This window comes from Nonomuraea sp. N2-4H (genome assembly GCF_045291505.1).
Classification (GTDB): Bacteria; Actinomycetota; Actinomycetes; order Streptosporangiales; family Streptosporangiaceae; genus Nonomuraea; species Nonomuraea fastidiosa.
Genome location: NZ_CP147987.1, coordinates 8,848,281 through 8,870,263, shown reverse-complemented (window position 1 = coordinate 8,870,263; position 21,983 = coordinate 8,848,281). Strand labels below are relative to the sequence as shown.

At 69.8% G+C, this 21,983-nt stretch carries 22 protein-coding genes; 10 read left to right on the top strand and 12 right to left on the bottom strand.

What is annotated here, in order from left to right; genetic code table 11:
• Positions 1 to 121 precede the first annotated feature (121 nt).
• The 8 genes from WBK31_RS41065 to WBK31_RS41030 form a co-directional block, all read right to left on the bottom strand.
• Positions 122 to 436, bottom strand: coding sequence for an MGMT family protein (locus WBK31_RS41065; RefSeq protein ID WP_364069077.1), 315 nt, complete (start codon positions 434 to 436; stop codon positions 122 to 124).
• Positions 424 to 783 carry a hypothetical protein gene (locus tag WBK31_RS41060; protein ID WP_364069075.1) on the bottom strand — a complete coding sequence of 120 codons (360 nt, stop codon included), beginning with the start codon at positions 781 to 783 and terminating at the stop codon, positions 424 to 426. Before WBK31_RS41060 ends, WBK31_RS41065 begins: the two co-directional genes overlap by 13 nt.
• A gap of 226 nt (positions 784 to 1,009) precedes the next feature.
• Positions 1,010 to 2,161, bottom strand: a complete 1,152-nt coding sequence (locus WBK31_RS41055; RefSeq protein WP_378785150.1) for a S8 family serine peptidase — start codon at positions 2,159 to 2,161, stop codon at positions 1,010 to 1,012.
• Complete coding sequence (locus WBK31_RS41050; RefSeq protein ID WP_378785152.1) at positions 2,155 to 2,955, bottom strand: hypothetical protein; 801 nt, start codon at positions 2,953 to 2,955, stop codon at positions 2,155 to 2,157. Before WBK31_RS41050 ends, WBK31_RS41055 begins: the two co-directional genes overlap by 7 nt.
• A 159-nt stretch (positions 2,956 to 3,114) precedes the next feature.
• The gene (locus tag WBK31_RS41045) at positions 3,115 to 4,344 is read right to left on the bottom strand and encodes a S8 family serine peptidase (protein ID WP_364069069.1); all 1,230 of its coding nucleotides are present in this window, start codon (positions 4,342 to 4,344) and stop codon (positions 3,115 to 3,117) included.
• A gap of 35 nt (positions 4,345 to 4,379) precedes the next feature.
• The gene (locus WBK31_RS41040; RefSeq protein WP_364069067.1) at positions 4,380 to 5,102 is read right to left on the bottom strand and encodes a hypothetical protein; all 723 of its coding nucleotides are present in this window, start codon (positions 5,100 to 5,102) and stop codon (positions 4,380 to 4,382) included.
• A gap of 38 nt (positions 5,103 to 5,140) precedes the next feature.
• A complete protein-coding gene (gene moeZ, locus WBK31_RS41035) occupies positions 5,141 to 6,322 on the bottom strand; it encodes an adenylyltransferase/sulfurtransferase MoeZ (RefSeq protein WP_364069065.1) in 1,182 nt (393 codons plus the stop codon).
• Positions 6,323 to 6,366: 44 nt separating this feature from the next.
• On the bottom strand, positions 6,367 to 7,266 hold the full coding sequence (locus tag WBK31_RS41030) for an alpha/beta hydrolase (protein ID WP_364069063.1): 900 nt from the start codon (positions 7,264 to 7,266) through the stop codon (positions 6,367 to 6,369).
• A 154-nt stretch (positions 7,267 to 7,420) separates the two neighbouring features.
• Between WBK31_RS41030 and WBK31_RS41025 the strand changes: the two genes are divergently transcribed.
• The 3 genes from WBK31_RS41025 (at position 7,421) to WBK31_RS41015 (ending at position 9,979) form a co-directional block, all read left to right on the top strand.
• The gene (locus tag WBK31_RS41025; RefSeq protein WP_364069061.1) at positions 7,421 to 7,762 is read left to right on the top strand and encodes a hypothetical protein; all 342 of its coding nucleotides are present in this window, start codon (positions 7,421 to 7,423) and stop codon (positions 7,760 to 7,762) included.
• Between the two features lie 1,100 nt (positions 7,763 to 8,862).
• Positions 8,863 to 9,222 carry a hypothetical protein gene (locus WBK31_RS41020; protein WP_364069059.1) on the top strand — a complete coding sequence of 120 codons (360 nt, stop codon included), beginning with the start codon at positions 8,863 to 8,865 and terminating at the stop codon, positions 9,220 to 9,222.
• 448 nt (positions 9,223 to 9,670) lie between these two features.
• A complete protein-coding gene (locus WBK31_RS41015; RefSeq protein WP_364069057.1) occupies positions 9,671 to 9,979 on the top strand; it encodes a hypothetical protein in 309 nt (102 codons plus the stop codon).
• A 771-nt stretch (positions 9,980 to 10,750) separates the two neighbouring features.
• Here WBK31_RS41015 and WBK31_RS41010 read toward each other — a convergent pair.
• From WBK31_RS41010 to WBK31_RS41000, 3 genes are all read right to left on the bottom strand, one after another.
• Positions 10,751 to 10,894, bottom strand: a complete 144-nt coding sequence (locus tag WBK31_RS41010; protein WP_378785155.1) for a hypothetical protein — start codon at positions 10,892 to 10,894, stop codon at positions 10,751 to 10,753.
• A 561-nt stretch (positions 10,895 to 11,455) separates the two neighbouring features.
• Positions 11,456 to 11,782, bottom strand: a complete 327-nt coding sequence (locus tag WBK31_RS41005; protein WP_406674135.1) for a hypothetical protein — start codon at positions 11,780 to 11,782, stop codon at positions 11,456 to 11,458.
• A gap of 1,751 nt (positions 11,783 to 13,533) precedes the next feature.
• Positions 13,534 to 14,433 (bottom strand): Ku protein, encoded by a 900-nt coding sequence (locus tag WBK31_RS41000; protein ID WP_364069053.1) that lies wholly within the window; start codon positions 14,431 to 14,433, stop codon positions 13,534 to 13,536.
• 60 nt (positions 14,434 to 14,493) lie between these two features.
• Between WBK31_RS41000 and WBK31_RS40995 the strand changes: the two genes are divergently transcribed.
• The 6 genes from WBK31_RS40995 to WBK31_RS40970 all read left to right on the top strand — a co-directional run bounded on the left by WBK31_RS40995 (position 14,494) and on the right by WBK31_RS40970 (position 17,580).
• Positions 14,494 to 14,793 (top strand): hypothetical protein, encoded by a 300-nt coding sequence (locus WBK31_RS40995; protein WP_378785157.1) that lies wholly within the window; start codon positions 14,494 to 14,496, stop codon positions 14,791 to 14,793.
• Positions 14,787 to 15,395, top strand: coding sequence for a hypothetical protein (locus tag WBK31_RS40990; protein ID WP_378785159.1), 609 nt, complete (start codon positions 14,787 to 14,789; stop codon positions 15,393 to 15,395). The genes WBK31_RS40995 and WBK31_RS40990 overlap by 7 nt, the downstream gene beginning before the upstream one ends.
• Positions 15,392 to 16,264, top strand: a complete 873-nt coding sequence (ligD, locus tag WBK31_RS40985) for a non-homologous end-joining DNA ligase (RefSeq protein ID WP_364069049.1) — start codon at positions 15,392 to 15,394, stop codon at positions 16,262 to 16,264. The genes WBK31_RS40990 and ligD overlap by 4 nt, the downstream gene beginning before the upstream one ends.
• A 34-nt stretch (positions 16,265 to 16,298) precedes the next feature.
• On the top strand, positions 16,299 to 16,514 hold the full coding sequence (locus WBK31_RS40980; RefSeq protein WP_364069047.1) for a hypothetical protein: 216 nt from the start codon (positions 16,299 to 16,301) through the stop codon (positions 16,512 to 16,514).
• 123 nt (positions 16,515 to 16,637) lie between these two features.
• Positions 16,638 to 17,258 carry a TetR/AcrR family transcriptional regulator gene (locus WBK31_RS40975; protein WP_364069045.1) on the top strand — a complete coding sequence of 207 codons (621 nt, stop codon included), beginning with the start codon at positions 16,638 to 16,640 and terminating at the stop codon, positions 17,256 to 17,258.
• An 88-nt stretch (positions 17,259 to 17,346) separates the two neighbouring features.
• The gene (locus WBK31_RS40970) at positions 17,347 to 17,580 is read left to right on the top strand and encodes a DUF3107 domain-containing protein (protein WP_345389806.1); all 234 of its coding nucleotides are present in this window, start codon (positions 17,347 to 17,349) and stop codon (positions 17,578 to 17,580) included.
• Between the two features lie 1,202 nt (positions 17,581 to 18,782).
• Here the strand turns inward: WBK31_RS40970 and WBK31_RS40965 are convergent.
• A complete protein-coding gene (locus WBK31_RS40965) occupies positions 18,783 to 19,427 on the bottom strand; it encodes a ferritin-like fold-containing protein (RefSeq protein WP_364069043.1) in 645 nt (214 codons plus the stop codon).
• A 350-nt stretch (positions 19,428 to 19,777) separates the two neighbouring features.
• On the opposite strand from WBK31_RS40965, the gene WBK31_RS40960 reads away from it, so the two are divergent.
• Positions 19,778 to 21,634, top strand: coding sequence for a DEAD/DEAH box helicase (locus WBK31_RS40960; protein WP_364069041.1), 1,857 nt, complete (start codon positions 19,778 to 19,780; stop codon positions 21,632 to 21,634).
• The last annotated feature ends 349 nt before the right edge of the window (positions 21,635 to 21,983 follow it).

Below are 21,983 nucleotides of genomic sequence, written 5' to 3'. Positions count from 1 at the left end.
TGTGACGCCGGTGGCCATAGGGGAGGCACCGCCTTTCAGGCCGCCATCACTGTTTCGCCCATGGTAATGGGAGTCACATGTCACGAAATCGCCTGTTCGACGAAAGTGCAGGTCAGGAGGGTTACTGAAAATCGGCTGAACGCCCGTCCCAGCGGGCCAGGCGCATGTCGACCCGGTCGCCGCGCAGCGGCGTGCCCTCTTCGCGCCAGTGAGCCAGGCAACGTTGCAGGTGGTCAGGCGCCGCGCCGGAGCCGTCGGCGTGCACGACGCGCCACCACGGCACACCGCCGCCCCAGATGGACATCACCTTGCCGACCTGGCGCGGCCCGCCCTCGCCGAGGTATTCGGCGATGTCGCCGTACGACATGACCTTGCCGGGCGGGATGCGCTCGACAAGATCGAGCACCCGCTCCGCGAACGGGCTTATGGGCTCCACGCCGCCGGACCCGCCTCGATGATCTCATCGAACTTGCCGAGCTCCATGACGCTGTCGCCGGTGGCGACCTCCATCACGCCGTCGCGCAGCGAGTAGACCTCGCCGTCCTCGCCCACGAGCCGGGCGCCGAGCGCGGTGGACAGACGCAGGAGCTGGGCCACCTGCCAGTCGGAGCCCGGCTCACCGACGACCTGGCCCTGCCAGCGGGCCACGGTGTGCTTGGCGTCTCCGTGGCCGGCCACGATCTCGTCGGATCCGCGCAGCTCGAAACCGGCCGGCGCGATGGCCTTCGCCAGCTCGGCGAAGGCGAGTGGCGACTCGCGTACCACTCGCAGCTCGTATCCCATGACGGGGGACCATAGCGGATCTTCTCCCGACCTGGAAACCTGTTCACGAAACCGCTGTTATGCCTGGTCGGGTCCGTCATGGCTCCCTGCGCTGACGGAGGTCATCACTCCTTGTGCTGCCCCAGGTCATCGCCCCTGGCGCCGATCGAGGTCATCGCTCTCTACGCCGGTCGGGGGCGTCGCTCCTTGCGCCGGTCGGGGTCATCGCCCCTTGCGCCGGTCGAGGTCACTGCTCCTTGCGCTGGTTGAGCACGACGATCGCGCCGCAGAACATGGCGAGCGCCACGAGCACGCCGCCCCCGTACAGCCACAGCCGGACCGGGTCGGGCCCCGGACGGCTGGGCACCGGCGTATCCTCGCCCTGGCCGAAGTGCTCGACGCCGGGCGTGATGCTGCGCTTGGCGCCGACGAGCCGCTCGGCGGCGTTGAGCGCGGCGGCGGCGTCCACCACGCCGAAGCCGGTCTCGTCGTCGTCGCCGGCGGCGGGGCGTCCCCTGGCGCTGGCGGCGAGCGCCTGCGCCACCTGCTCGGGCGCCAGGGCCGGATAGCGCGCCTTGAGCAGCGCGGCCACACCGGCCACGAGCGCGGCGGCGGAGCTGGTGCCCTGGGACAGCTCGTAGCCGCTGCCGCGCTTGACGACGGGGACGTCCACGCCGGGCGCGGAGACCAGCACGGACAGGTTGTCGCTGCTGAACGAAGCCCGCTTGCCCTGCTTGTCGACGGCGGCCACACCGATGACGCCCGGGTAACCGGCCGGGAAGCTCCAGTAGGAGGTGCCCTTGTCCCTGGCGTACTGGGTCTGGCCGTCGTTGCCGACGGCGGCGACCAGCACGACGCCTTTGCTCAGCGCGTACGAGACGGCCTCGCGCTCGGACCTGAGCGGGCCGTAGGAGCCGATCGACATGCTGACGACCTGGGCGCCGTGGTTGGCGGCGTAGCGCAGGGCGCGGGCCAGCGGGCTCTGGACGCCCGGCTGCTCCTCCATGGGCGGCACGGCGGAGCCGGGCTCCTCGTCGATGACCATGGGCAGCGACAGGATGCGCGCGGACGGCGCGACGCCGGTGTAGCCGTCGCCCTTGCCCGAGCCGGCGATGAGCGCGGCCATGGCGGTGCCGTGCCGGCCGGGCGGCAGCTCGCGCTGCACCGAGCCCGTGGTCATGTCGGGGCCGGTGGTGACGCGGCCCTTGAGCTCCTTGACGCGCGTGTCCACGGCGCTGTCCACAACGGCGACGGTGACGCCCTCGCCCTTGGTGACCGTCCACGCCTGCTTGACGTTGAGCGCGTCCAGCACCCACTCCTGCTGCGCTTTTATCGGATCCGCCGTGGTGCCGGAGAAGGCGAGCACGGCGGCGGTCAGCACGCGTACGACGGTCAGCACACGTTCCCCTGAGTGCAGGGCGGCACCGTGGGCGGGTCCGCGAGGAAGTAGGCGATCTGGTTGCCGATGGACTTGGCGGCCGGCCACAGCTCGCTGTGCAGGATCTCCTCGGGCGGGATCGCGGCCCTGGTGCGCCCGTCGGCGTACCCGCCGGTCGAGAAGACGATGTACGGCCCCGCGCCCACCCAGCTCGTCCGCTGCCGCTGCTCGGGGCCGAAGCGCTCGGTGACGGTGCCGGGGAAGGCGACGGGCAGCACGCCGACGCGGTCGTCCTGGGTCAGCTCCTCGCCGGCGGAGACCCGCGCCTCCTCGTCTTCGAGCACGGCCACGCCGATGGTGAAGACGAAGGTGGCGGTCTGGTCGACGTACGTGGCCCGCAGCAGCGTCCTGCAGCCGTGGTTCTGCAGCACGGCGGCCACGGAGGCGTCCACGCCCTTGCCGCAGTCGGTCTCGGGTGCGATGCCGACGCGCCTGGCGTACTGCTGGGCGCGGTCGAGTCCGAGGTATTTGACCTCTTCGGGGAAGACGCCGGTGGCGGGCCACGCCTGCCATCGGCGGGCGACCTCCTCCTGCTGGTAGCGGCTCTGCTCGGCGGACGTCAGCGGCCGCGAGCGCGTCTCGGTGAACAGTCCGACGGTGCCGAGCAGCACGACGAGCGCCGAGACGGCGATGATGGTCCCGAGCAGCACCACGAAGGCGCGGCGGTAACGGATTCCCTGCTGGAGCGCCGCCAGTTCGGCGCGTTCCTTGGCTGCCGTGCGCTGACGCGAGTTCGCCGCCGGCCACGAGCGCACACGCGAGCGGCGGCCGGTTGTGGCGCCGAGCGGGTTCCTCCGCCTCTGCGTGGCGTCCCCCTCGGCGCGCGGTAGCCCTGTCGTCGACCTACGTGCCTTCACCACCGCCTCGTTCCCGCATTCGCATCGATGTCTATTTCGTCCCCCTGAAGGGGCGGATCATGCGTCTTGCGACATGTGCCCCCGCCGTACGCGTCTGACCAGGATAAAGATGACGGCGAGGGAGGCCAGCGCTCCTGCGGCGGCACCGGCGGCGACGGCCGCGTAGATCGTGACGCGCCGCTCGTCCCTGATGACGACGTCGATGGGGCCCGAACGCCCGCCGGCCAGCGGCCTGGCCGGGTCGTGCGCCTGCTCGCCCTTGGCCACCTCGGTGTGTCCCGCCAGCCTGGACGCCTCGGAGAGCGCCCGCGCGGCGTTGACGACGCCGAAGCCGGTGCCGGTGTCGTAGCCGCCGGGCGGCAGGTCCTTGGCGCTCGCGGCCAGGGCTCGCGCGACGAGCGGCGGCGACATCTCCGGATATTTCGACTTAATGAGGGCGGCGACGCCCGACACCAGCGCGGTCGCCTGCGACGTGCCCCTGCCGACCCAGTACTCGTCACCGGGGCCCGCGCCCATGATGTCCACGCCCGGCGCGGCCACCAGCACCGAGGAGTTCCAGTTGGAGAACGCGGCCCGCCGCAGCCGCCGGTCGGTCGCCCCCACCGACACCACGCCGGGGAACGCCGCCGGATAGGAGTAGGGAGCGAAGTCGCCGTGGGTCTTCCTGTCACCGTCGTTCCCCGCGGCGGCGACCAGCACCACGCCCTTGCCGATCGCGTAGCGCACGGCCGCCCGCTCCTCGCGGGTGGCCAGCTCCTTGGAGATCGACAGGTTGATCACGTCGGCCCCTTCGTCGACCGCGTAGCGGATGCCCCTGGCCACCACGTTCTCGAAGCGCTCGGCCGAGTTGAACGTCAGGAAACCCGGCTCCTCGTCCTCCAGGATGACCCTTACCGACAGTACGTCCGCTTCGGGCGCCACGCCGATGATCCCCCGTTTTCGGTCTGGCCCGTGGCCGTGCCCGGCGATCAGCGACGCCATGTACGTGCCGTGCAACCTGCTGGGAGCGGTGCCGGGCGGGTTCGCGCCGGCGGTGAAGTCCTTGCCGACGCGTACGGACCCGGCCAGGTCGCGGTGGTGAGGATCGACGCCCGAGTCCAGCACGGCCACCGTCACCCCGGCGCCCTTGCTGACCCGCCACGCCTTGGTCAGCGCCAGCGTCTCGATCACCGCGCGCTGCCCGCCGCGCACGTCATCGGCGGACGCGGGCGCGGGCGGCCACAGCAGCGCGACGGCCGCGGCGGCCGCCGCGCCCCTTCGCAACGCTCTCGCGCGCCCTTTCAGCACCGTCGCGCTCCTTCGCAACGCTCTCGCGCGCCCTTTCAGCACCGCCACTCCCCCGATCCGCAGTCGGGCATGCGGGGCCTGCTCAGCTCGGCGAGCACCTGCTCGGAGATCTCGGTGGCGAAGGCGAAGATGGACGGCCGCGGCTCGCCCGCCGCCTTCGCGGGCCGCCCGTCCACCTGGCCCGAGGTGGTGAGCACGAGGTACGGGCCCGCCTGGCGGACCGATCCCGCCTCGCGCACACCGGGCGTGAACCGGTCGGCCAGCGTCTTGCGGAAGGCGACCGGCCGCAGCCCTGGGGTGGGCTTGCCGGTGTCGGAGAACGCGGACCTCGCGCGTACGGCGTGGGCCTCGTCGCGCAGCGCCACCACGCCGACGGTGACGAGCACTCCGCGCAGCGCGTCGACGTACGTGGCCCGCAGCACGCCCTTGCACCCGGCCCGGCGCAGCGCCTCGACGGCGGCGGCGTCCACCGCCTCGCCGTCGCAGGAGGTGCGCGGCGAGATGCCGATTCTTCTGGCACGTTCCCGGCCGCCCTGCTCGGCGGAGTAGGGCAGCGTCGCGGGAAAGATGCGGCCCGCCGGCCAGGTGCGCCAGCGCTCTGCGACCTCGCGCTGGGCCGCGGCACGTAGCTCGGCCGCCGTCGGGCCGCGGGTGAGCTCCGTGCCGGCCGCGCTCCCCGCGACCCCGGCGGCCACCGCGCAGATCAGCGTCAGCGCGGAGGCCACCACGAGGGTCGGCCATGGACGGGCGGAGTTCACGGCAACGACCTTAACCGGGAGGTCCCGGCGGAAACCGCTTAATAGGTGGGCAGGCTCGGGTCGACCGTCTTGATCCAGCTCAGCACGCCGCCGCCGACGTGGACGGCGTCGGAGAAGCCGGCGTTCTTGACGACCGCGAGCGCCTCGGCCGAACGCGCACCCGACTTGCAGTGGAGCACGATCTTCTTGTCCTGCGGCAGCTTCTCCAGGGCCGAGCCGTTGAGGAACTCGCCCTTCGGGATCAGCGTGGCGCCGGGGATGTTGACGATCTCGTACTCGTTGGGCTCGCGGACGTCGACGAGGAAGATGTTCTCGCCGCGGTCCATCATGCCCTTGAGCTCCTGCGCCGTGATCGTCGAGCCGCTGGCCGCCTCGGCGGCCTCATCGGAGATCGCGCCGCAGAACGCCTCGTAGTCGTCGAGGAGCGTGGTCAGCGTCGGGTTCTTGCCGCACAGCACGCACTCGGGGTCCTTACGGACCTTGACGTCGCGGTACTTCATCTCCAGGGCGTCGTAGATCATCAGTCGCCCGACCAGCGGGTCGCCGATGCCGGTCAGCAGCTTGATGGCCTCGTTGACCTGGATGGAGCCGATCGACGCGCACAGCACGCCGAGCACGCCGCCCTCGGCGCACGACGGCACCATGCCGGGAGGCGGGGGCTCCGGGTAGAGGCAGCGGTAGCAGGGGCCGTGCTCGGCCCAGAAGACGCTGGCCTGGCCGTCGAAGCGGTAGATCGAGCCCCAGACGTACGGCTTGCCGAGCAGCACCGCCGCGTCGTTGACCATGTAGCGGGTGGCGAAGTTGTCGGTGCCGTCGACGATGAGGTCGTAGCCGGAGAAGATCTCCATGACGTTGTCGACGGCCAGCATCGTGTCGTGGATCACGACGTTGACCAGCGGGTTGATCTCGCGGATCGTCGCGGCGGCGCTCTCGGCCTTGGGCCTGCCCACGTCGGACTGGCCGTGAATGACCTGGCGCTGCAGGTTGGACTCATCGACCACGTCGAAGTCGATGATGCCGAGGGTGCCGACGCCCGCCGCGGCGAGGTACATCAGCGTGGGCGAGCCCAGGCCCCCGGCGCCCACACACAGCACCTTGGCGTTCTTCAGCCGCTTCTGCCCCGCCATGCCCACGTCGGGAATGATCAGGTGGCGTGAGTAGCGGCGCACTTCGTCGACGGTCAGCTCATCGGCCGGCTCGACCAGCGGTGGCAACGACACTTTCTACGCTCCCGTTTTAAAGGGGACCCATCTCATTGTGAAACCTAGCTGGGCAGTGGGGCATTCCCCAATCGCGTCTCACTGATCAGACGCCGCGCCTCGGCCGCCACGACGCGCGGCATCTCCATCATCGCCACGTGTCCCGCCGTCGGCAGAAGAACCAGCCTGACCTGCCGGAATGTACGGTACGCCTTCTTCGCCATCGCCGGGCGCACCAGCCGGTCGTGGCGTCCGTGGATGATCAGCGTGGGCGCCTTGACCTTGGCCGCCTGCCGCCACAGGTTCTCCTCGCCCCTGCGGAAGTACTCCGACACGATGCCGCGCGCCGAGCCCACGATCGCCTGGCCCGCGTACGGCAGCTCGTCGCGCCTGCGCTGCTCCTCGATGGCGTCGCGCAGGCGTACGGGGTGGACCGCCCGCATGTCGGCGTAGACCATGGCCATGGACGCGGTGATGCGCTGTTCGACGGGCACCAGGCGCAGCCGGTCGGCCACCCACTCGCCCAGCCGGGGTATCGCGGCGGCGGCCACCCGGATGGGGCCGTAGCGGGGCAGCAGGTCGGGCAGCGCCGGGGAGATGAGCGTGAGCGAGCGCACCAGGTCGGGCCGCTGGGCGGCGACCCTGACGGAGATCGCGCCGCCCATCGAGTTGCCGAACAGGTGGGCGGGGCCCGTGTGCTCCAGCAGGCCGATCACCACGTTGGAATGGGCCGCCACGGAGTAGTCGCCGTCTGCGGGGGCGGGCGAGAAGCCGGCACCGGGAAGATCGATGGCGTGGCCGGTGACCGTGTCCTTGAGCTCGTCCATCAGGTCGGTCCAGTTGGTCGCCGAACCGGCCAGGCCGTGCACGAACACCGCCTGCTCCGCGGGGCCTTCGGGGGTGGACCTGACGTGCACCGGACCGATCATCCTGCCCGGCCAGTGCGGGACCGGCTCCGCGGTCATCGCTGCTCCTCCTCGTTCCTCGAACGCGTCTTCCCCTTCCTCTGACGATAACCATCGCTTCTACGGGCGGTCTGGATTCCGTACAGGGCGGTTATTTCCATGATTTTTCTGGACATGTGACCCGATAGCCCCCGGACAGGGACAGGGGTAGTCAATGCTCACCAGCCGTATCGCCGCTCCACTCGCCGCCGCAGCTCTGAGCTGCGGCGCTCTGTGCTGCGGCGCTTTCTGCTGCGGTACCGCCCGGCCCGCCGACGCGGCCGCCATGGCCGCCTCGGAGGAGCGCGTGGAGTGCCTCTATCGAGTGGTACGGGTGAAGACGCACCTGAACATCCGGGTACAGCCCGGCGGCGAGGTGCTGGACAAGATCTATCCCGGCGACCGCACGTGGGGGCCGTGCACGAAGGTCGGCGACTGGCGCCAGATCAAGGGGACAGAGAACAAGCTGACGGGCTACGCGTACGGCCACTACCTCAAGAAGCTGGGCCGCCGCTAGCTCAAGAAGCCGGGCCGCCGCTAGCCCGTCCCGTGCGGCGAGCTCCCGCACCCCACCCTCGCGACACCCCAGCCACCTCAGGAGACAGGCCCCCGACCACCCGACCGCTCGGAGACGTACCTCCTGGCCGCCCGCCCCCCGCGGAGGGCGCCTGCGCGCCGGCCCGACTCTCGGGAGGGGCACGCCCAGCAGACAGCCGTCCTGGCCACCCCGCCGGCCGAGCCACACCGATCGCCCCCATCCCCACAGATCAGCGCCATCCCCACCGGTTGGCGCCATCCCCACCGAGCAACGCTGATCCCCGACCCACCTCACCTCACGTCCACCCGTCTCGACCGCCCCAAACGCCCCATCTGCCCCAACAACCCCGCACATCAACAGATGGACAGATCCGCCCATACCTGGACATTTCACGTCATAGATCTCTAATCGATCTCTTGCCGCCCCAAGCATGTGGCAAAAGCTGGCGTTTGCCGTTTATGACACACCGACCCGGAAAGCATCACGGTACCCAGCGTGACACCAACGCCACTCACCGTTAACGGAGAGTGGCCGTCGGCCGTCACGCCCGGGGACCAACGCAGAGCGGCAGACATCTCCGGGGGCCTCCCCCGTACCACGATGGCCGCCGCCGCGCCCGCACGACGCTCGGCATCGGCGAGCGGCCGCGCACGCATCACCTGAATGGTGCATCCGGCCGGCCTCAACGCGATGTCCGGCATTTTATCGGGCTCGGCGTCGCGGCTTTTCTCGCGCTCGCGGAATTTCACATCCGCGCGCGCAATCGCCGCCTGCGCACGACCGCCGCGAACGGCACTTCCGGCACGTCCGGCGACCCGCGATGGCCGCCCCTTGCCACCCGCGCTTCGCGGTTCGATATGCCGTCGAATCGGACATATCATCTCTTATCATTTGATAATTATGTAATGCGAGCAATAAGATTGTTAATGCAGAGCAAAATGGGGTCTTCGCCGTTTGCCCGCCCTTCGGCACGGAAATGACATTCGACGGATGAGCCTTCAGCAGCCGTCCAAGATCTGTTTCCTGTCAAATAGGAAACGGCCGAGAACGGGGCAATCGATCCTTTAGGGGGAAACACAATGCCCAAGCTCAAGAGTGTTATCGCAGGCCTCGCCCTCAGCACGGCGGTGACCGGCGGCGTTGTGGGCGTGGGCGCGGCCACGTCCGCCGCGGGCGCCACCACCCAGGTCAGCACCGGCACGTCCGTCCTCATGGACGACGGCTGGGGCTGGGGCTGGGGTAACCGCCGTCACCACCACCGTCACCACCACCACCACGCCCGCTGCGGTAAGAACCACGGCGGCGGCTGGGGCTGGGGCGGCTGGGGCTGGGGCCACCGTCGTCACCGCGGCGAGATCTGCATCATCGTCCGCAACGACAACGTGAACGACAACAGCCCCCGCGAGCGTCACGACCACCACCACAACCGCAACTGGTAGCAGATGGCCGTGCATTGATGGCGCAAGGAGTTCTCGTGGACGGTCCGCATTTCACGCGCGGTTCGGCCTGAGGTTCATTCTCCTCGTCTTCGCGGTAATACCGGTGAGGGCCCTCCCGGCATCGTCCGGGAGGCCCTCACTGCGTCATTTCCCGGTCGCGTCCGCGGCCGGGATTTCGCGCGTGGAACGACGGGTGCCGGCGCGCACCCGTTCCATGCCTTGGGGCGTTTTCCCATGCCCGCACATTCTCCCGTGCGCGGCTTATTCGCCCGGCTCCGGCGCGCTCTGTCGCCCTTCTATGGGCGCGCCGCGTCATGAGAAGTACTGGACTAGGACAAGAGCCGCTAATGTCCGTTTCTTCTGCTTTCGTCGGGAAATATGCACTGTGCGGATGAATCGCAAGTCTCATCCGCGAACGGGGCAATCGATCCTTTAGGGGGAAAGCGCAATGCCCAAGCTCAAGAGTGTCATCGCCGGTCTCGCCATGAGCACCGCTCTTACGGGCGGTGTGGTCAGCCTCGGGGCCGCCACAACCACCGCGAGCGCCAACGCCGCCACCACCCAGATCACCGCCGGCAAGTCGGTCCTGGCCGGACACGGCTGCGGCTGGCGTCCCCGCCGTTGCGGCTGGGGCTGGGGCTGGAAGCCCTGGAAGAGGTGGGGTCACCGCCACCACCACGGTGTCGGCCGGATCCGCATCGTCATCGTCAACAAGAACCACAACCACAACGACAACCGCCACGACAGGCGGTGGTAGTCCCCGGCCGATGAGTCCGCCCATGCGATGAACTCAGGCCGAACCTGAAATGAGTGCCCGTATTCACCGGAAGCCACCCGACGTCCTCGGCGCCAAGGACAGGGCCCACCGGAATGCGGGCACTCACCCCGTCCACCTCCACCTCACCGCCCAGGATCCATCCGACCCCCACCTCACCGCCCCGGTTTCATCCGGCCCCCCATCTGATCGCACGGTCCATCCAGTCGTCCACCCCACCGCCGTCCAACGAACCACCCCACCACCGCACAGAACCACCCAGCCATCCACACCCACCAAGCGTCGCCGCCCGCTCAACCACCTCATCGAAGGCGAGCACCGGCGGCACCCATCCCCCACCGCAGACAGGCCGCCGCGCCCAACCTCCCCACCGCTCAGGACCACTCACCCGACCTCGTCCACCCAGGTGCGAGCCCACTCAAGCGCACCGCCGAAGGCGAGCAGGCACCGCGCTCTTCCCCCTACCGCATTCGCCCCTCCCTGCCCCAGTCCGCACTCACTTTCGCCGCCACCGATTCAGCCCCGCACATTCAGCACCTCGGAGCCGCAGCCACCGGCCGCACCGCACAACCCTTATCCCGCGTGCCGGTCACCGTCTCGCCTCAGCCTTGAGCCGCGTCGCGCTCACCGTCTCGCCTCAGCCTTGAGCCGCGTCGCGCTCACCGTCTCGCCTCAGCGGCACCGCACAGCGATTCACCCCTGACCGCACACAGCACTCGGCCAGCACCCGGGCAGGCCCGCCCCGAGCGTCCGTCACCGTCCGCGCGGGCAAAGGTCGCCCAGGCGGCCGTCCGGCATCCCGGCGGCGGGAGCGTAGTCGCCGACGCCCGCCCCGGCGGCGGATGCGCAGGAGAGCATCGGCCGCTCGATGGCCGTGTCCTCACCCGGCAAGACCACGTTCCGCCTCTCGGGCCACACTCCGCTTGGCAAGACCGCGTTCCCGCTGAGGAGGGATGCCCACGTGACGAACCGCACCTCCGAGCCCGACCGCCGGCTGACCCGCCTCGCAGGCCACACTCCGCCTGGCAGGAACGCTCCGCCTCACAGACCGCACGCCGCCTCGCAGGGCACGTTCGGCTCGCGAGACCGCGCTTCTTGCCCGACGGCCGCCAAGAGCGCGGCGACCGAGCTCGCAACCCGCAACGGGTACAAGCCGCACGAGGCCGTTCATGTGCAGGCCGGCGACTCGTCCAGAGACACCATCAGGGCGACATCGACCTGGGCGGCGGGCAAGAAACCGTGCGGGCACCGGGCCCGCACGGCAGAGGCTCATCAGAGCCGGTTCATGTCCCGCAGTACTGCAATTCGCGCACAACGCCGAAAGCCCACCGCCAGAACTTAAGAATGGGCCAAGAACGATGCAGCGAGGGCCCCCCGGAAGCACCGGGAGAGCCCTCACTTTGAATCCCGCGGAGACTAGGAAACCGAGATTTCCTACGCCATTGTCACGCGGTCATATCAACGGGTTTCCGCATCGGCGACGCGCGGCGGCAGGTTGCGGTGGTCGTGGTGGCGGTGCTCGTGGTTGCGGTTGACGTTACGGTTGAAGACCCTGACCTTCACCCGCAGCCTGTGGTGGTGGTGACGACGGTGTCCCCAGCCCCAACCGCAGCGCCGCGAGCCCCAGCCCCAGCCGCCGCAGCCGGCGAGGACGGAGTTGCCGGTGCTGACCTGCGTGGCAGCGTCGGCGCTGGCGGAGGTGATGGCGGCACCGGCGCTGACCACGCCGCCGGTCAGCGCGGTGCTGATGGCGAGGCCCGCGATAACACTCTTGAGCTTGGGCATTGCGTTTTCCCCCTAAAGGATCGATTGCCCCGTTCTCGACGTTCCCGGATAACCGGAAACAGGTCTTGGACGCCTGCTGAAGAGTCATCCACGAAGTGTCATTTCCGGCAGATCGGCACACAAACAGAAGCGCATTCATTTTGCTCTGCATTAAGAATCTTATTGCTTGCATTAGCCATCTATCCAATGAAATGATGTGAATTAAGGTGATATGTCCTTTTCGCCGACGCGCCCACGGAGCGGCGACCAAGGCGACCTGAGGGCGCAAGCCCTCTCCCCGGCCCCTGGAGGGCGCGTCACTTAGCAGGGGACGCCGTACAGGGTGTCTCGGGGCAGCGAGGATCACCCGTGCGACGGGCCGGCGCGCACGCCGCGTGCCAGCCCGGCATGACCGGTACGGGGTGGTAGGCGCAGCGCACACTCGCTGCAAGCGCAGCTACTCTCCTCTTGGGCAGCTACTCCCCCGAGCGCGGCTACTTCCCGGGCACGGGTACTCCCCGGGCGCGGCTGCTCCCCGAGCACAGGTACTCCCCCGGACGCAGCTACTCCCCGGGCACGGGTATCCCCCAGGCGCGGCTACCTCCCCGGGCGCGGCTGCTCCCTTAGGCGCGCTGGAACGCGGAGGCGGGCACGCCACTCGGCCCGAGGCCTCGAATGACGGAGCACACGACGGATGCCAAGGGCAGCTCGACGGGACGCCACGGGCAGGACAGGCAGGGCGGGACGGGCGGGGCGCTACGGGCGCCACGGGCGGGACGCCACAGCGGGACGCCACGGGCGGGACGCCACGGGCGGGACGCCACAGCGGGACGCCACAGCGGGACGCCACAGCGGGACGCCACGGGCGGGCGGGACGCCACAGCGGACGCTACGAGCGGGACGCCACAGCGGGACGTCAGCGGGACGCCACCGGCGGAACCCAGGCAGTCTCGACATGGAGCCGCTGCCGCACGTCCACACCACACCGCACCAGGCCCATCGACGCGGCCTGACAGCCGGTGCTGGGCGGTGCCGCGCTCCAACCAGGGACAGCCGGAGCTGAACGGCTGTGGGTGCCGGAGAGGCGCGCCGGGGTCCCGTGTATCGGGGGCATCCGCCGGCCATCGTCACCGACGCAGGGGAGGGCTACGCGTGAGGTGGGGAGCGACGCACCCGCACCACGCCACTGCTGACGCACCCGCACTACGCCACTGCTGCGGCCTCCGCCCAGGCGACACGGTCACGTAGGTGTCCGGACGTGTCGGTTCACGTGGGACTTGCAGCTAGCCCTCGCGGCGTCAACGCCGCCGGCCATTGATCGCGCCCACCGCTGTCACGCGTTAGGGCAGGCGTGGTGCCAAGGTTCGCGCCACAGGCCGCTCCTGACGTCGAGCGGCTGTGTGCGGGTGCCCCGTGCCCAAGCGACCGCGTGCAGGTGCCTAGTGCCGAGTGGCCGTTTGCGAGCGCGGTGCCGCAACATCCCGGCTCGGGCGCCGCATGCGCGAGCGGTCGCGTTAGTAGACGGCGTGCTCGGGATCGGACACGTCGATTACTGCGCGAGCGGCCGCGTTCGGGGCGCGGTGGCGGAGCGCGTCTGCGTTCGGTTGCCAGCGCCAGAGCGTCCGAGTCGGCGGTTGCCCGAGCGCCCGAGCTGCCGGTTGCCCGAGCGCCCGAGTCGACGGTTGCCCGAGCGCCCGAGCTGCCGCTTGCCCGAGCGCCCGAGTCGACGGTTGCCGGAGCGTCCGGGCTGCCGGTGCTGGACGTGCGCGGTGTCAGGCGGTCTTGCGGGTCTTGCGCTTGGCGGGTGCCTTCTCTTCGTCCTTCGACTCCTTGGACGACGCCTTGGAGTCCTTCGCCTTCCCGGCGACCGTCTTCTTCGGCTTGGCGGAGGCGCCTTCTCGTTCCCGCTTCGCGGCCTCCACGCTGGCCCGCAGGGCGGCCATCAGGTCCACGGCGGGCTTGGCCTCCTCTTCCTCCTGGGCCGGGATGACCTCCTTGCCCGCCACCTTGGCCTCGATGACCTCTTGCAGGGCCTCGCGGTAGGTGTCGTGGTACTCGCTCGGGTCGAAGTCCGACTCCATGGTGCTGATGAGGGACTCCGCCATCTTGAGCTCCTGGGGACGTACCTCGATGTCCTCGTCGAGGAAGGCGAAGTCGGGCTCGCGGATCTCGTCCGGCCAGAGCATGGTCTCCAGGACGAAGACGCCGTCGCGGACGCGCAGTGTCGCGAGGGACTCGCGCTGGCGCAGGGCGACCTTGACGACGGCGACCTGCCCCGAGCTCTCCAGGGCGTTGCGCAGCAGCACGTACGGCTTCGCGCCCTGCGCGTCGGGCTCCAGGTAGTACGACTTGGCGAAGTAGATGGGGTCGATCTGCTCGGCGGGGGTGAACTGCAGGACGTCGATCCTGCGCGAGCTGCTGAGCGGCAGGTCCTCGAAGTCCTCGTCGGTGAGCACGACCATCTCGCCGGTGGCCAGCTCGTAGCCCTTGGCGATGTCGGAGTACGGGACCTCTTCGCCGTCCTGGGTGCACACGCGCTTGTAGCGGATGCGGCCGCCGTCTTTGCGGTGGACCTGGTGGAACGTGACGTCCTTCTGTTCCGTGGCGGAGTACAGCTTGACCGGGATCGTGACCAGACCGAAGGAGATCGCACCTTTCCAGATGCTGCGCATGGTCACTCCTCAAGCTCTCAACGGCCCACCGTGGGGCACATACCCGTCATGGGGCAAGCAATGCCATACCCGGTCGAACCGATGCTCGCCGTACCTGGGGAACTACCGCCGGATCGCGACCGGTACGGGCTGGAGGTCAAGTGGGACGGCATCCGCGCCCTGATCCATGTCAACGGCGGGACAAGGGTGACGGGGAGGCATGGAGTCGAGTACACGCGCCGCTATCCCGAAATTTCGGTGTTCGGGGTGAAGAACGCTGTGATCGACGGCGAGGTGGTCGCCCTCGACGCGCGCGGCAAGCCCAGCTTCATCCGGCTCCAGCACCGCATGCACCTCACCGACCCCAGCCGGCCATGCTGAAGCGCTACCCCGTCACGTACCTGCCCTTCGACCTGCTCTACCTCGATGGCGTACCGCTGTTCGACCTGCCGTACCGCGACCGCAGGGCGCTGCTCGACGAGCTGGACATCGGCGCGCCCCCGTACTTCCCCGGCGACTCCGGCCTGCTCGCCGCCACTTCCGAGCAGGGGCTCGAAGGCGTGGTCGCCAAGCGCCTCGACTCCCCCTACAGGCCGGGCACGCGCTCGCCGTACTGGATCAAAATCAAGAACCTGAACGTCCGCGAGGTCGTCATCGGCGGCTGGAAGCCCGGTAAGGGGCGGCGCGCGGGCGGGATCGGCTCGCTGGCCATGGGGGTGTTCACGGAGCGGGGGCTGACGTACGTGGGCCACGTCGGCACCGGCTTCACCGACGCCGCGCTCGACGACCTGCACCGCATGTTGCGCCCGCTGGAGGTGCCGTACAGCCCGTTCGCCGATCAGGTGCCGTGGCGCAATCGGTGGGTTAGGCCCGATCTCGTCGGGGAGGTGGCCTACACGATGTGGACCGACGACCAGCGGTTGCGACACCCCGTGTGGCGCGGCCTGCGCCCCGACAAGCTCCCCGCGGAGGTGACGCCATGAAGGTGCCGGTCAAAGTCGACGGGCGCGAGCTGACCTTGAGCAACCTCGGCAAGGTCCTCTATCCCGACAACGGGTTCACCAAGGCCGAGATCATCGACTATTACAGCCGCGTCGCCCCCGTCCTGCTGCCGCATCTGCGGGGACGTCCCCTGACCGTCAAGCGCTACCCCAACGGCGTGACGGGACAGTCGTTCTTCGAGAAGAACGCCCCCGAGCACACCCCCGACTGGGTAAGGCGCGTCAACCTGCCCGCGCCCGGCAGCACCAAGAACCGCGAGACCATCGACTTCGCCGTCGTCGACGACCTGCCCACGCTCGTCTACTACGCCAACCTCGCCGCGCTCGAACTGCACGTCCCCCAGTGGCGCGTGGACGACGACGGGCAGGCGCTGCCGCCCGACACGCTGGTGTTCGACCTCGACCCCGGCCCGCCCGCCACCATCGTCGAGTGCACGCGGGTGGCGCTCATGCTGCGCGAGGTGCTCGGTGCCGAAGGGCTCACCGCGCTGCCGAAGACCAGCGGCAGCAAGGGCATGCAGCTGTACGCGGACTGGGACCGCCGCGAGGAGCCGTCCGCGTACGCCAAGAGGCTGGCCCAGCTCCTGGAGAAGGAGCACCCCGATCAGGTCGTCAGCGTGATGACGAAGAAGGCGCGGCCCGGCAAGGTGTTCATCGACTGGAGTCAGAACAACCCCGCGAAGACCACCGTGGCACCCTATTCTCTGCGTGCCAGGGAACAACCGACCGTGTCGACTCCGCTCACCTGGGAAGAGGTCGAGGGCTGCGAACACCCTGAGGATCTGGTGTTCACGGCGCCCGACGTACTTGCGAGAGTGGAGAAGCACGGCGACCTTTTCAGCCGGGCGTAGTCTGGTTCCGTCCACACCGAGAAGGGGGCCGAAGATGTCGGAGATGGACGTACGCGGGGACGAAGGTCCGTACACCGAAGAGGAGGAGCTGTCGATCGAGACGCCCGAGGCGGACGCGATCGAGCAGCAGCGCGAGATGCTCCAGAGCACCGGGCAGTTGCGCCGGGAGCTCCCGCTCGACGTCGACCCCGCCGACGGGGCCGACCAGGACCGCGTGGTCGATCTCGACGACGACGACTATTACCGCTGAGCCCCGGCCCGGCGGCGGTGACCTGCGTGAAGGGGGTCGGAGGCGGACGGACGCGTCCGACGCCGGCGACCTGCCGCACGTAGGATGTCCGCACAGTTCGCTGAGAGACCAATGGAGACCCGCGTGACCGCAACCCCGGATGCCAAGCCCCGGGGCACCCGGCTGCCCCGCCTGGCCCGCCGCCGGCAGCTCCTGAGCGCCGCGCAGGAAGTGTTCGTGGAGAACGGCTATCACGCGGCCGCCATGGACGAGATCGCCGACCGGGCCGGGGTCAGCAAGCCCGTGCTCTACCAGCACTTCCCCGGCAAGCTCGAGCTCTATCTCGCGCTGCTCGACCTCCATGTCGACGACATGGTCAACCGCTGCCGCGAGGCCCTCGCCTCCACGCAGGAGAACAAGCTGCGCGTGCAGGCCACGTTCAGCGCCTTCTTCGACTTCGTCTCCACGCAGGGCGAGGCGTTCCGGCTGGTCTTCGAGTCCGACCTGCGCAACGTCGCGCCGGTGCGGCAGCGGGTCGAACGCGCGCTGAGCGACTGCGCGGAGATGGTCAGCGAGCTGATCCAGGAGGACACCGGCTGCACCAGCGACGAGGCTCATCTGCTCGGTGTGGGCCTGGTCGGCATGGCCGAGGTGAGCGCTCGCTACTGGGTCACCACGAAGGGCTCGATCCCCAAGGACGCGGCCGAGCAGCTCATGGCCCGGCTCGCGTGGCGGGGCATCAGCGGTTTTCCGCGTACGGCATAACCCGTTCGCTGGGCGCGATCATTCGTCGTGTTCACCGGTGCGACCGGCCACGATGAAGGTGAGCCAGCCCGTCACCTAGGGAGCCACGATGGAAGTCAAGATCGGCGTACGTTCCGTACACCGCGAGCTCGTTGTCGAGACCGACCTCTCCGCCGACCAGGTGGAGCAGGAGATCAGGAACGCCCTGTCCGTCGATCGCGGCGGCGTGTTCGCGCTGACCGATGTCAAGGGCAGGCGGGTCGTGGTGCCGGTGGCCTCGCTCGGGTTCATCGAGATCGGGGAGGACGAGTCCCGCCCGGTCGGATTCGGCGGGACGTTGTAAGAGCTGTTTCGTGAAGGGTACGGCTCCGATCGCCGTACCCTTCGCCGTCACCGGCGTGGTTCAGCCGGTCCGGGGTCCCTGGTGGTCTTTGGGCTCGGCCCGGAGCCGTCCCGCGCCCCGTCTTGTCGGCTCCCGCGATGTCTCCGGGCAGCATGCGACGGCGACGCGGACGGTCGGTTGCGGATGCGTGCGGGGGTCAGTAGTCGGAAGGTCCCGTAGGTTCGGACCGGAGCGGTGGTTCAGACGCGGGGGGAACGGCGAAGCAGGCAGCCGCGGGGGCGGCGGGGGCACGGAACGCACGTCCGGCCCGGCTCCGCAGCCGGGCAGGCCGCGCTCTCCCTTCGCAGCACTGCGCGGGGTACCCAGCGGTTCGGCCCACATCTCGTCAAGGAATTGCCGTAGCGGCGCGAGGCCCTCATGTCGGCACGGTACAACCGTTCAGCGCCGTGCGCCGCCCGTTAGCGCAACACCACCTCCCACGAGCCACCCAACACTCCCACAACCACCCCGCAGACGCACGTCTACCACCCCGTTCGGCCTGGGCGAGGGCTTCCGAGCCTGCTTCCAAGGCGTGCAGCCCTTCCTTTTGAACGGATCGAGCGGGCTTCTGCAAGCGAGCGGATGCAATCGAGCGGTCGTTTCGGCGGACGACCTTTCAGCGGACGCGCCCTTCTCCACGAGTCGAGCGGTACCACCGCCCCGCGGTGCGCGGTGACTCCCTTCGCGAGAGGAGGGCGGCCGGCTGTGCAGGACGCGCGGCCTCGGCACTGCGGTCCGCGTCTGGGGCGTTGGGCGGTGACGCCGCCGGCCGATCAGCGGCTCCCCCGGACCCGAGCGGCTTCCACGGGGCGGGCCCGCCCCTCCGCGCTGCGGGCGGCTTCTCCGAGGTCATGCGCCCTTTCCTGGAACGGGCGGACAGCCCTCCCAGACGCAGGTGGGGCCCCTGTGCAAGACGAGTGACCACGCCGGGAGGCGGGCGAGTGAGTGGCGGCCGGACGTGGAAGACGCCGGCGGGCGAGTGAGTGGCGGCCGGACGTGGAAGACGCCTCCGGGCGAGTGAGTGGCGGCCGGACGTGGAAGACGCCGGCGGGCGAGTGAGTGGCGGCCGGGCGTGGGCGACGCCTTCGGATGGTCGAGGAGGATCCGGTGGAGTCGGCGGCGGCCCGGCCGATCAGTCAAGATCGAGGCGGGTGGGGTGGGGGTCAGATGCCCATGGCGGCCATGCGCTTGTTGTGAGCCTCCGTGAGTCTGGCGAACAGGCGCGAGATGTCGGTGTGCCCCTCGCCCTGCGATTCCATCAGGAGCCGGGCCAGCTCAGGACGCGCGGAGGCCACCTGCTGTCCCTGGCTCAGCGCCTCGCCCACCAGGCGGCGCGCCCACAGTGCGAGCCGCCCGGCGGCCGTCGGCTCGGCCTCGATGCCCGCCCGCACCCTTTCGACCGCGAACTTCGACCGTTCCTCGTCCACCAGCACCTCATCGACCAGCGAGGCGACCGACGGGTCGAGGTGCCGTGCGGCCTCCCGGTAGAAGTCGTGCGCGATGCCGTCCCCCACGTACGTCTTGACCAGAGCCTGCAGCCAGTCGGCCGGCCGGGTCTGCGCGTGCCAGGCGTCCAGCGCGCCCACGAACGGCGACATGGCCTCGTCGGGATCGGCCCCGAGCTCGGCGAGCCGGTCGCGGAGCAGGCGGAAGTGGGCGTACTCGGTGACGGCCAGCTCGCTCAGCGCCGCGCGGTCCGCCAGCGTGGGCGCCAGCGTGGCGGCGTCCTCGGTCATGCGCGCGTACGCGCTGAGCTCCGCGTACGCCAGCACACCGAGCAGGTCGACGACTCCAGGAGACTCCTTCATGGAAGGCAGCGTACTTCGGCTAATCTTCGGGAACATACGCAAGCTCGGCCAGCGTTGTGGTATCGAGTACACTGCTCTGTGAAAGTGCGACCGCACTGTGTTAATTCGGGCCATTGTCCCGAATACCCCCGATTCCCCGGGTGCGCGGTCGCTGATGACGCGAGAGGGCTGGCTCTACCGCGAGGACCCACGACACGGGGGCTGTATCCGCCCGTCGGTCCCGGCAGGCCCGCCTTCATTTGAGACTGAGGCAGGCCACGCTGACGACTTTCCGAGACCTCGGAGTCACACCAGAGATCGCCGATGCCCTTGAGACCGAGGGCATCGTCACACCGTTCCCCATCCAAGAGATGGCACTTCCGCTCGCGCTGAGCGGCCAGGACCTGATCGGGCAGGCGCGCACGGGTACGGGCAAGACCTACGCGTTCGGCATCGCGATGCTGCAGAGCATCGGCAAGCCGCGGAAGAACCGCAAGAAGCCCCGCGGGCTGGTCGTCGTGCCGACCCGCGAGCTGGCCGTGCAGGTCAGCGAAGACCTGGTGACCGCCGCCGGCAAGCTCGGCTCCCGGGTCCTGACCGTTTACGGCGGCCGCGCGTACGAGCCGCAGATCGAGGCGCTGAAGGCCGGCGTCGACGTCATCGTCGGCACGCCGGGCCGGCTGCTCGACCTCGTCAAGCAGAAGCACCTCGACCTGGGCCAGATCACCACGCTCGTGCTCGACGAGGCCGACAGGATGCTCGACCTGGGCTTCCTGCCCGACATCGAGCGGATCTTCAAGCTGATCCCGGCGCAGCGGCAGACGATGCTGTTCTCGGCCACGATGCCGGGCGAGATCGTCGCCCTGTCGCGTAAATACCTCAACCGTCCGACGCACGTGCGCGCCGAGCTGGAGAGCGGCGAGGGCGAGGCCACGCCGCAGGTACGCCAGATCGTCTGGCGCACGCACCGGATGGACAAGATCGAGATCCTCGCCCGCCTGCTGCAGGCCGAGGGCCGCGGGCTCACGATGGTCTTCTGCGAGACCAAGCGCGCCTGCGACATGGTCGCCGACCAGCTCGACACGCGTGGTTTCGCGGTCGCGGCCGTCCACGGCGACCTCGGCCAGGGCCAGCGCGAGCAGGCGCTGCGGGCGTTCCGCAACGGCAAGATCGACGTGCTGGTGGCCACCGACGTGGCGGCGCGCGGCATCGACATCGACGACGTCACCCACGTGGTCAACTACGACTGCCCCACCGACGACAAGACCTATGTGCACCGCATCGGCCGTACCGGCCGGGCCGGGCGCACGGGCACCGCGGTCACGTTCGTCGAGTGGGAGGAGCTGACCCGCTGGAAGCTCATCAACCAGATGCTCGGCCTCGACTTCACCGAGCCCGCCGAGACGTACTCGACCTCGCCTCACGTCTACTCCGAGCTCAACATCCCCGAGGGCACCAAGGGCGTGCTGCCGCACGCCAACCGCTCGCGGGCGGGGCTGGCGGCCGAGCGCATCGAGGACCTCGGCGAGACCGGCCGGGCCCGCACGCGTGGCGGGCGGCGCAGGGACGAGCGCGACGAGCGCCCCGCGCGTCAGCCGCGCCAGCGCCGCCGTCTGCGCGGCGGCAAGGAGCTGGTGGAGACCGCACCTGTCGAGAAGCCGGAGGTCGAGCCCGTGAACAACCAGGCGGAGGAGACTCCGGCGATCTTCACAACGGACGAGATCGAGGCCGCGGGCGAGGCCAGGCGCGGACGTACGCGCAGGGGCGCCGCCTCCTCGGCCATCGAGGAGGCACTCGCCGACGCCCCCGAGGCACCGGCCCGCCGCACCCGCGCCCGGCGCAGCGCCGCCGAGGCGGAGGAGACGGTGGAGGCGCCGGCCAAGCGCACCCGCGTACGCCGTTCCGCCGAGACGGCCGCCGAGGAGAGCGAGGCGCCGGCGCGTCGCACGCGTGCCCGCAGGGCCGCGTCCGCCGAGCCGGAGACCGTCGAGGCGGCCCCGCCGGTCGCCGCGCCGTCCGACCGGTACGACGACGAGCCTGAGGCGGACTACCCGGCGCCGCCCGCCCCGGCGCGCAAGGAGCCGGAGCGGATCATCCCGCCGAACCCGTTCACGGTGATCTTCCAGTCGCCCGACCTGGCCACGGACGACGACGACATCGCGCCGTCGGCCGCGACCGAGCGCAAGCAGCAGCGCCGCCAGTCCCGCGGCGGCCGCCGCCGCGGCTGACCGCAGAGCGAGCAGAGGGCGCGCACCCGGAACCGAGTCAGGGTGCGCGCCTTTCGCGTGTGCGGCCGCTTGCTCACATGCACGCCCCTTCGCTTCTCGCGCACGAATGGCCGGCGCGCGTCTCTCACGCACGAGTGGCCGGCGCGCGTTTCGCGCGCACGAGTAGCCAGTGCGCGTCTCTCACGGACGAACCGCCGGTGCGCCAGTTGCGTGGACGCACGCCGGTCGGGCGTGCCAGGCGTTTTCGTCGCGTTCGTTTCCAGCCGGAGCGCAGGCCGCGTGTGTGGCGGCGCAGGGGCACGTGCACGGCGCTCAGCGGGACGCTGGGGTGTCTGGGTCGTCTGCTTGG

Excerpts from the sequence above, each read along its gene's own strand:
- WBK31_RS41060 (WP_364069075.1), bottom strand. The coding sequence starts at position 783 with ATGGGATACGAGCTGCGAGTGGTACGCGAGTCGCCACTCGCCTTCGCC.
- WBK31_RS41030 (WP_364069063.1), bottom strand. The coding sequence starts at position 7,266 with ATGACCGCGGAGCCGGTCCCGCACTGGCCGGGCAGGATGATCGGTCCG.
- WBK31_RS41025 (WP_364069061.1), top strand. The coding sequence starts at position 7,421 with ATGCTCACCAGCCGTATCGCCGCTCCACTCGCCGCCGCAGCTCTGAGC.
- WBK31_RS41020 (WP_364069059.1), top strand. The coding sequence starts at position 8,863 with ATGCCCAAGCTCAAGAGTGTTATCGCAGGCCTCGCCCTCAGCACGGCG.
- WBK31_RS41015 (WP_364069057.1), top strand. The coding sequence starts at position 9,671 with ATGCCCAAGCTCAAGAGTGTCATCGCCGGTCTCGCCATGAGCACCGCT.
- WBK31_RS41005 (WP_406674135.1), bottom strand. The coding sequence starts at position 11,782 with ATGCCCAAGCTCAAGAGTGTTATCGCGGGCCTCGCCATCAGCACCGCG.
- WBK31_RS41000 (WP_364069053.1), bottom strand. The coding sequence starts at position 14,433 with ATGCGCAGCATCTGGAAAGGTGCGATCTCCTTCGGTCTGGTCACGATC.
- WBK31_RS40995 (WP_378785157.1), top strand. The coding sequence starts at position 14,494 with ATGCCATACCCGGTCGAACCGATGCTCGCCGTACCTGGGGAACTACCG.
- WBK31_RS40990 (WP_378785159.1), top strand. The coding sequence starts at position 14,787 with ATGCTGAAGCGCTACCCCGTCACGTACCTGCCCTTCGACCTGCTCTAC.
- ligD (WP_364069049.1), top strand. The coding sequence starts at position 15,392 with ATGAAGGTGCCGGTCAAAGTCGACGGGCGCGAGCTGACCTTGAGCAAC.
- WBK31_RS40980 (WP_364069047.1), top strand. The coding sequence starts at position 16,299 with ATGTCGGAGATGGACGTACGCGGGGACGAAGGTCCGTACACCGAAGAG.
- WBK31_RS40970 (WP_345389806.1), top strand. The coding sequence starts at position 17,347 with ATGGAAGTCAAGATCGGCGTACGTTCCGTACACCGCGAGCTCGTTGTC.
- WBK31_RS40965 (WP_364069043.1), bottom strand. The coding sequence starts at position 19,427 with ATGAAGGAGTCTCCTGGAGTCGTCGACCTGCTCGGTGTGCTGGCGTAC.
- WBK31_RS40960 (WP_364069041.1), top strand. The coding sequence starts at position 19,778 with ATGGCACTTCCGCTCGCGCTGAGCGGCCAGGACCTGATCGGGCAGGCG.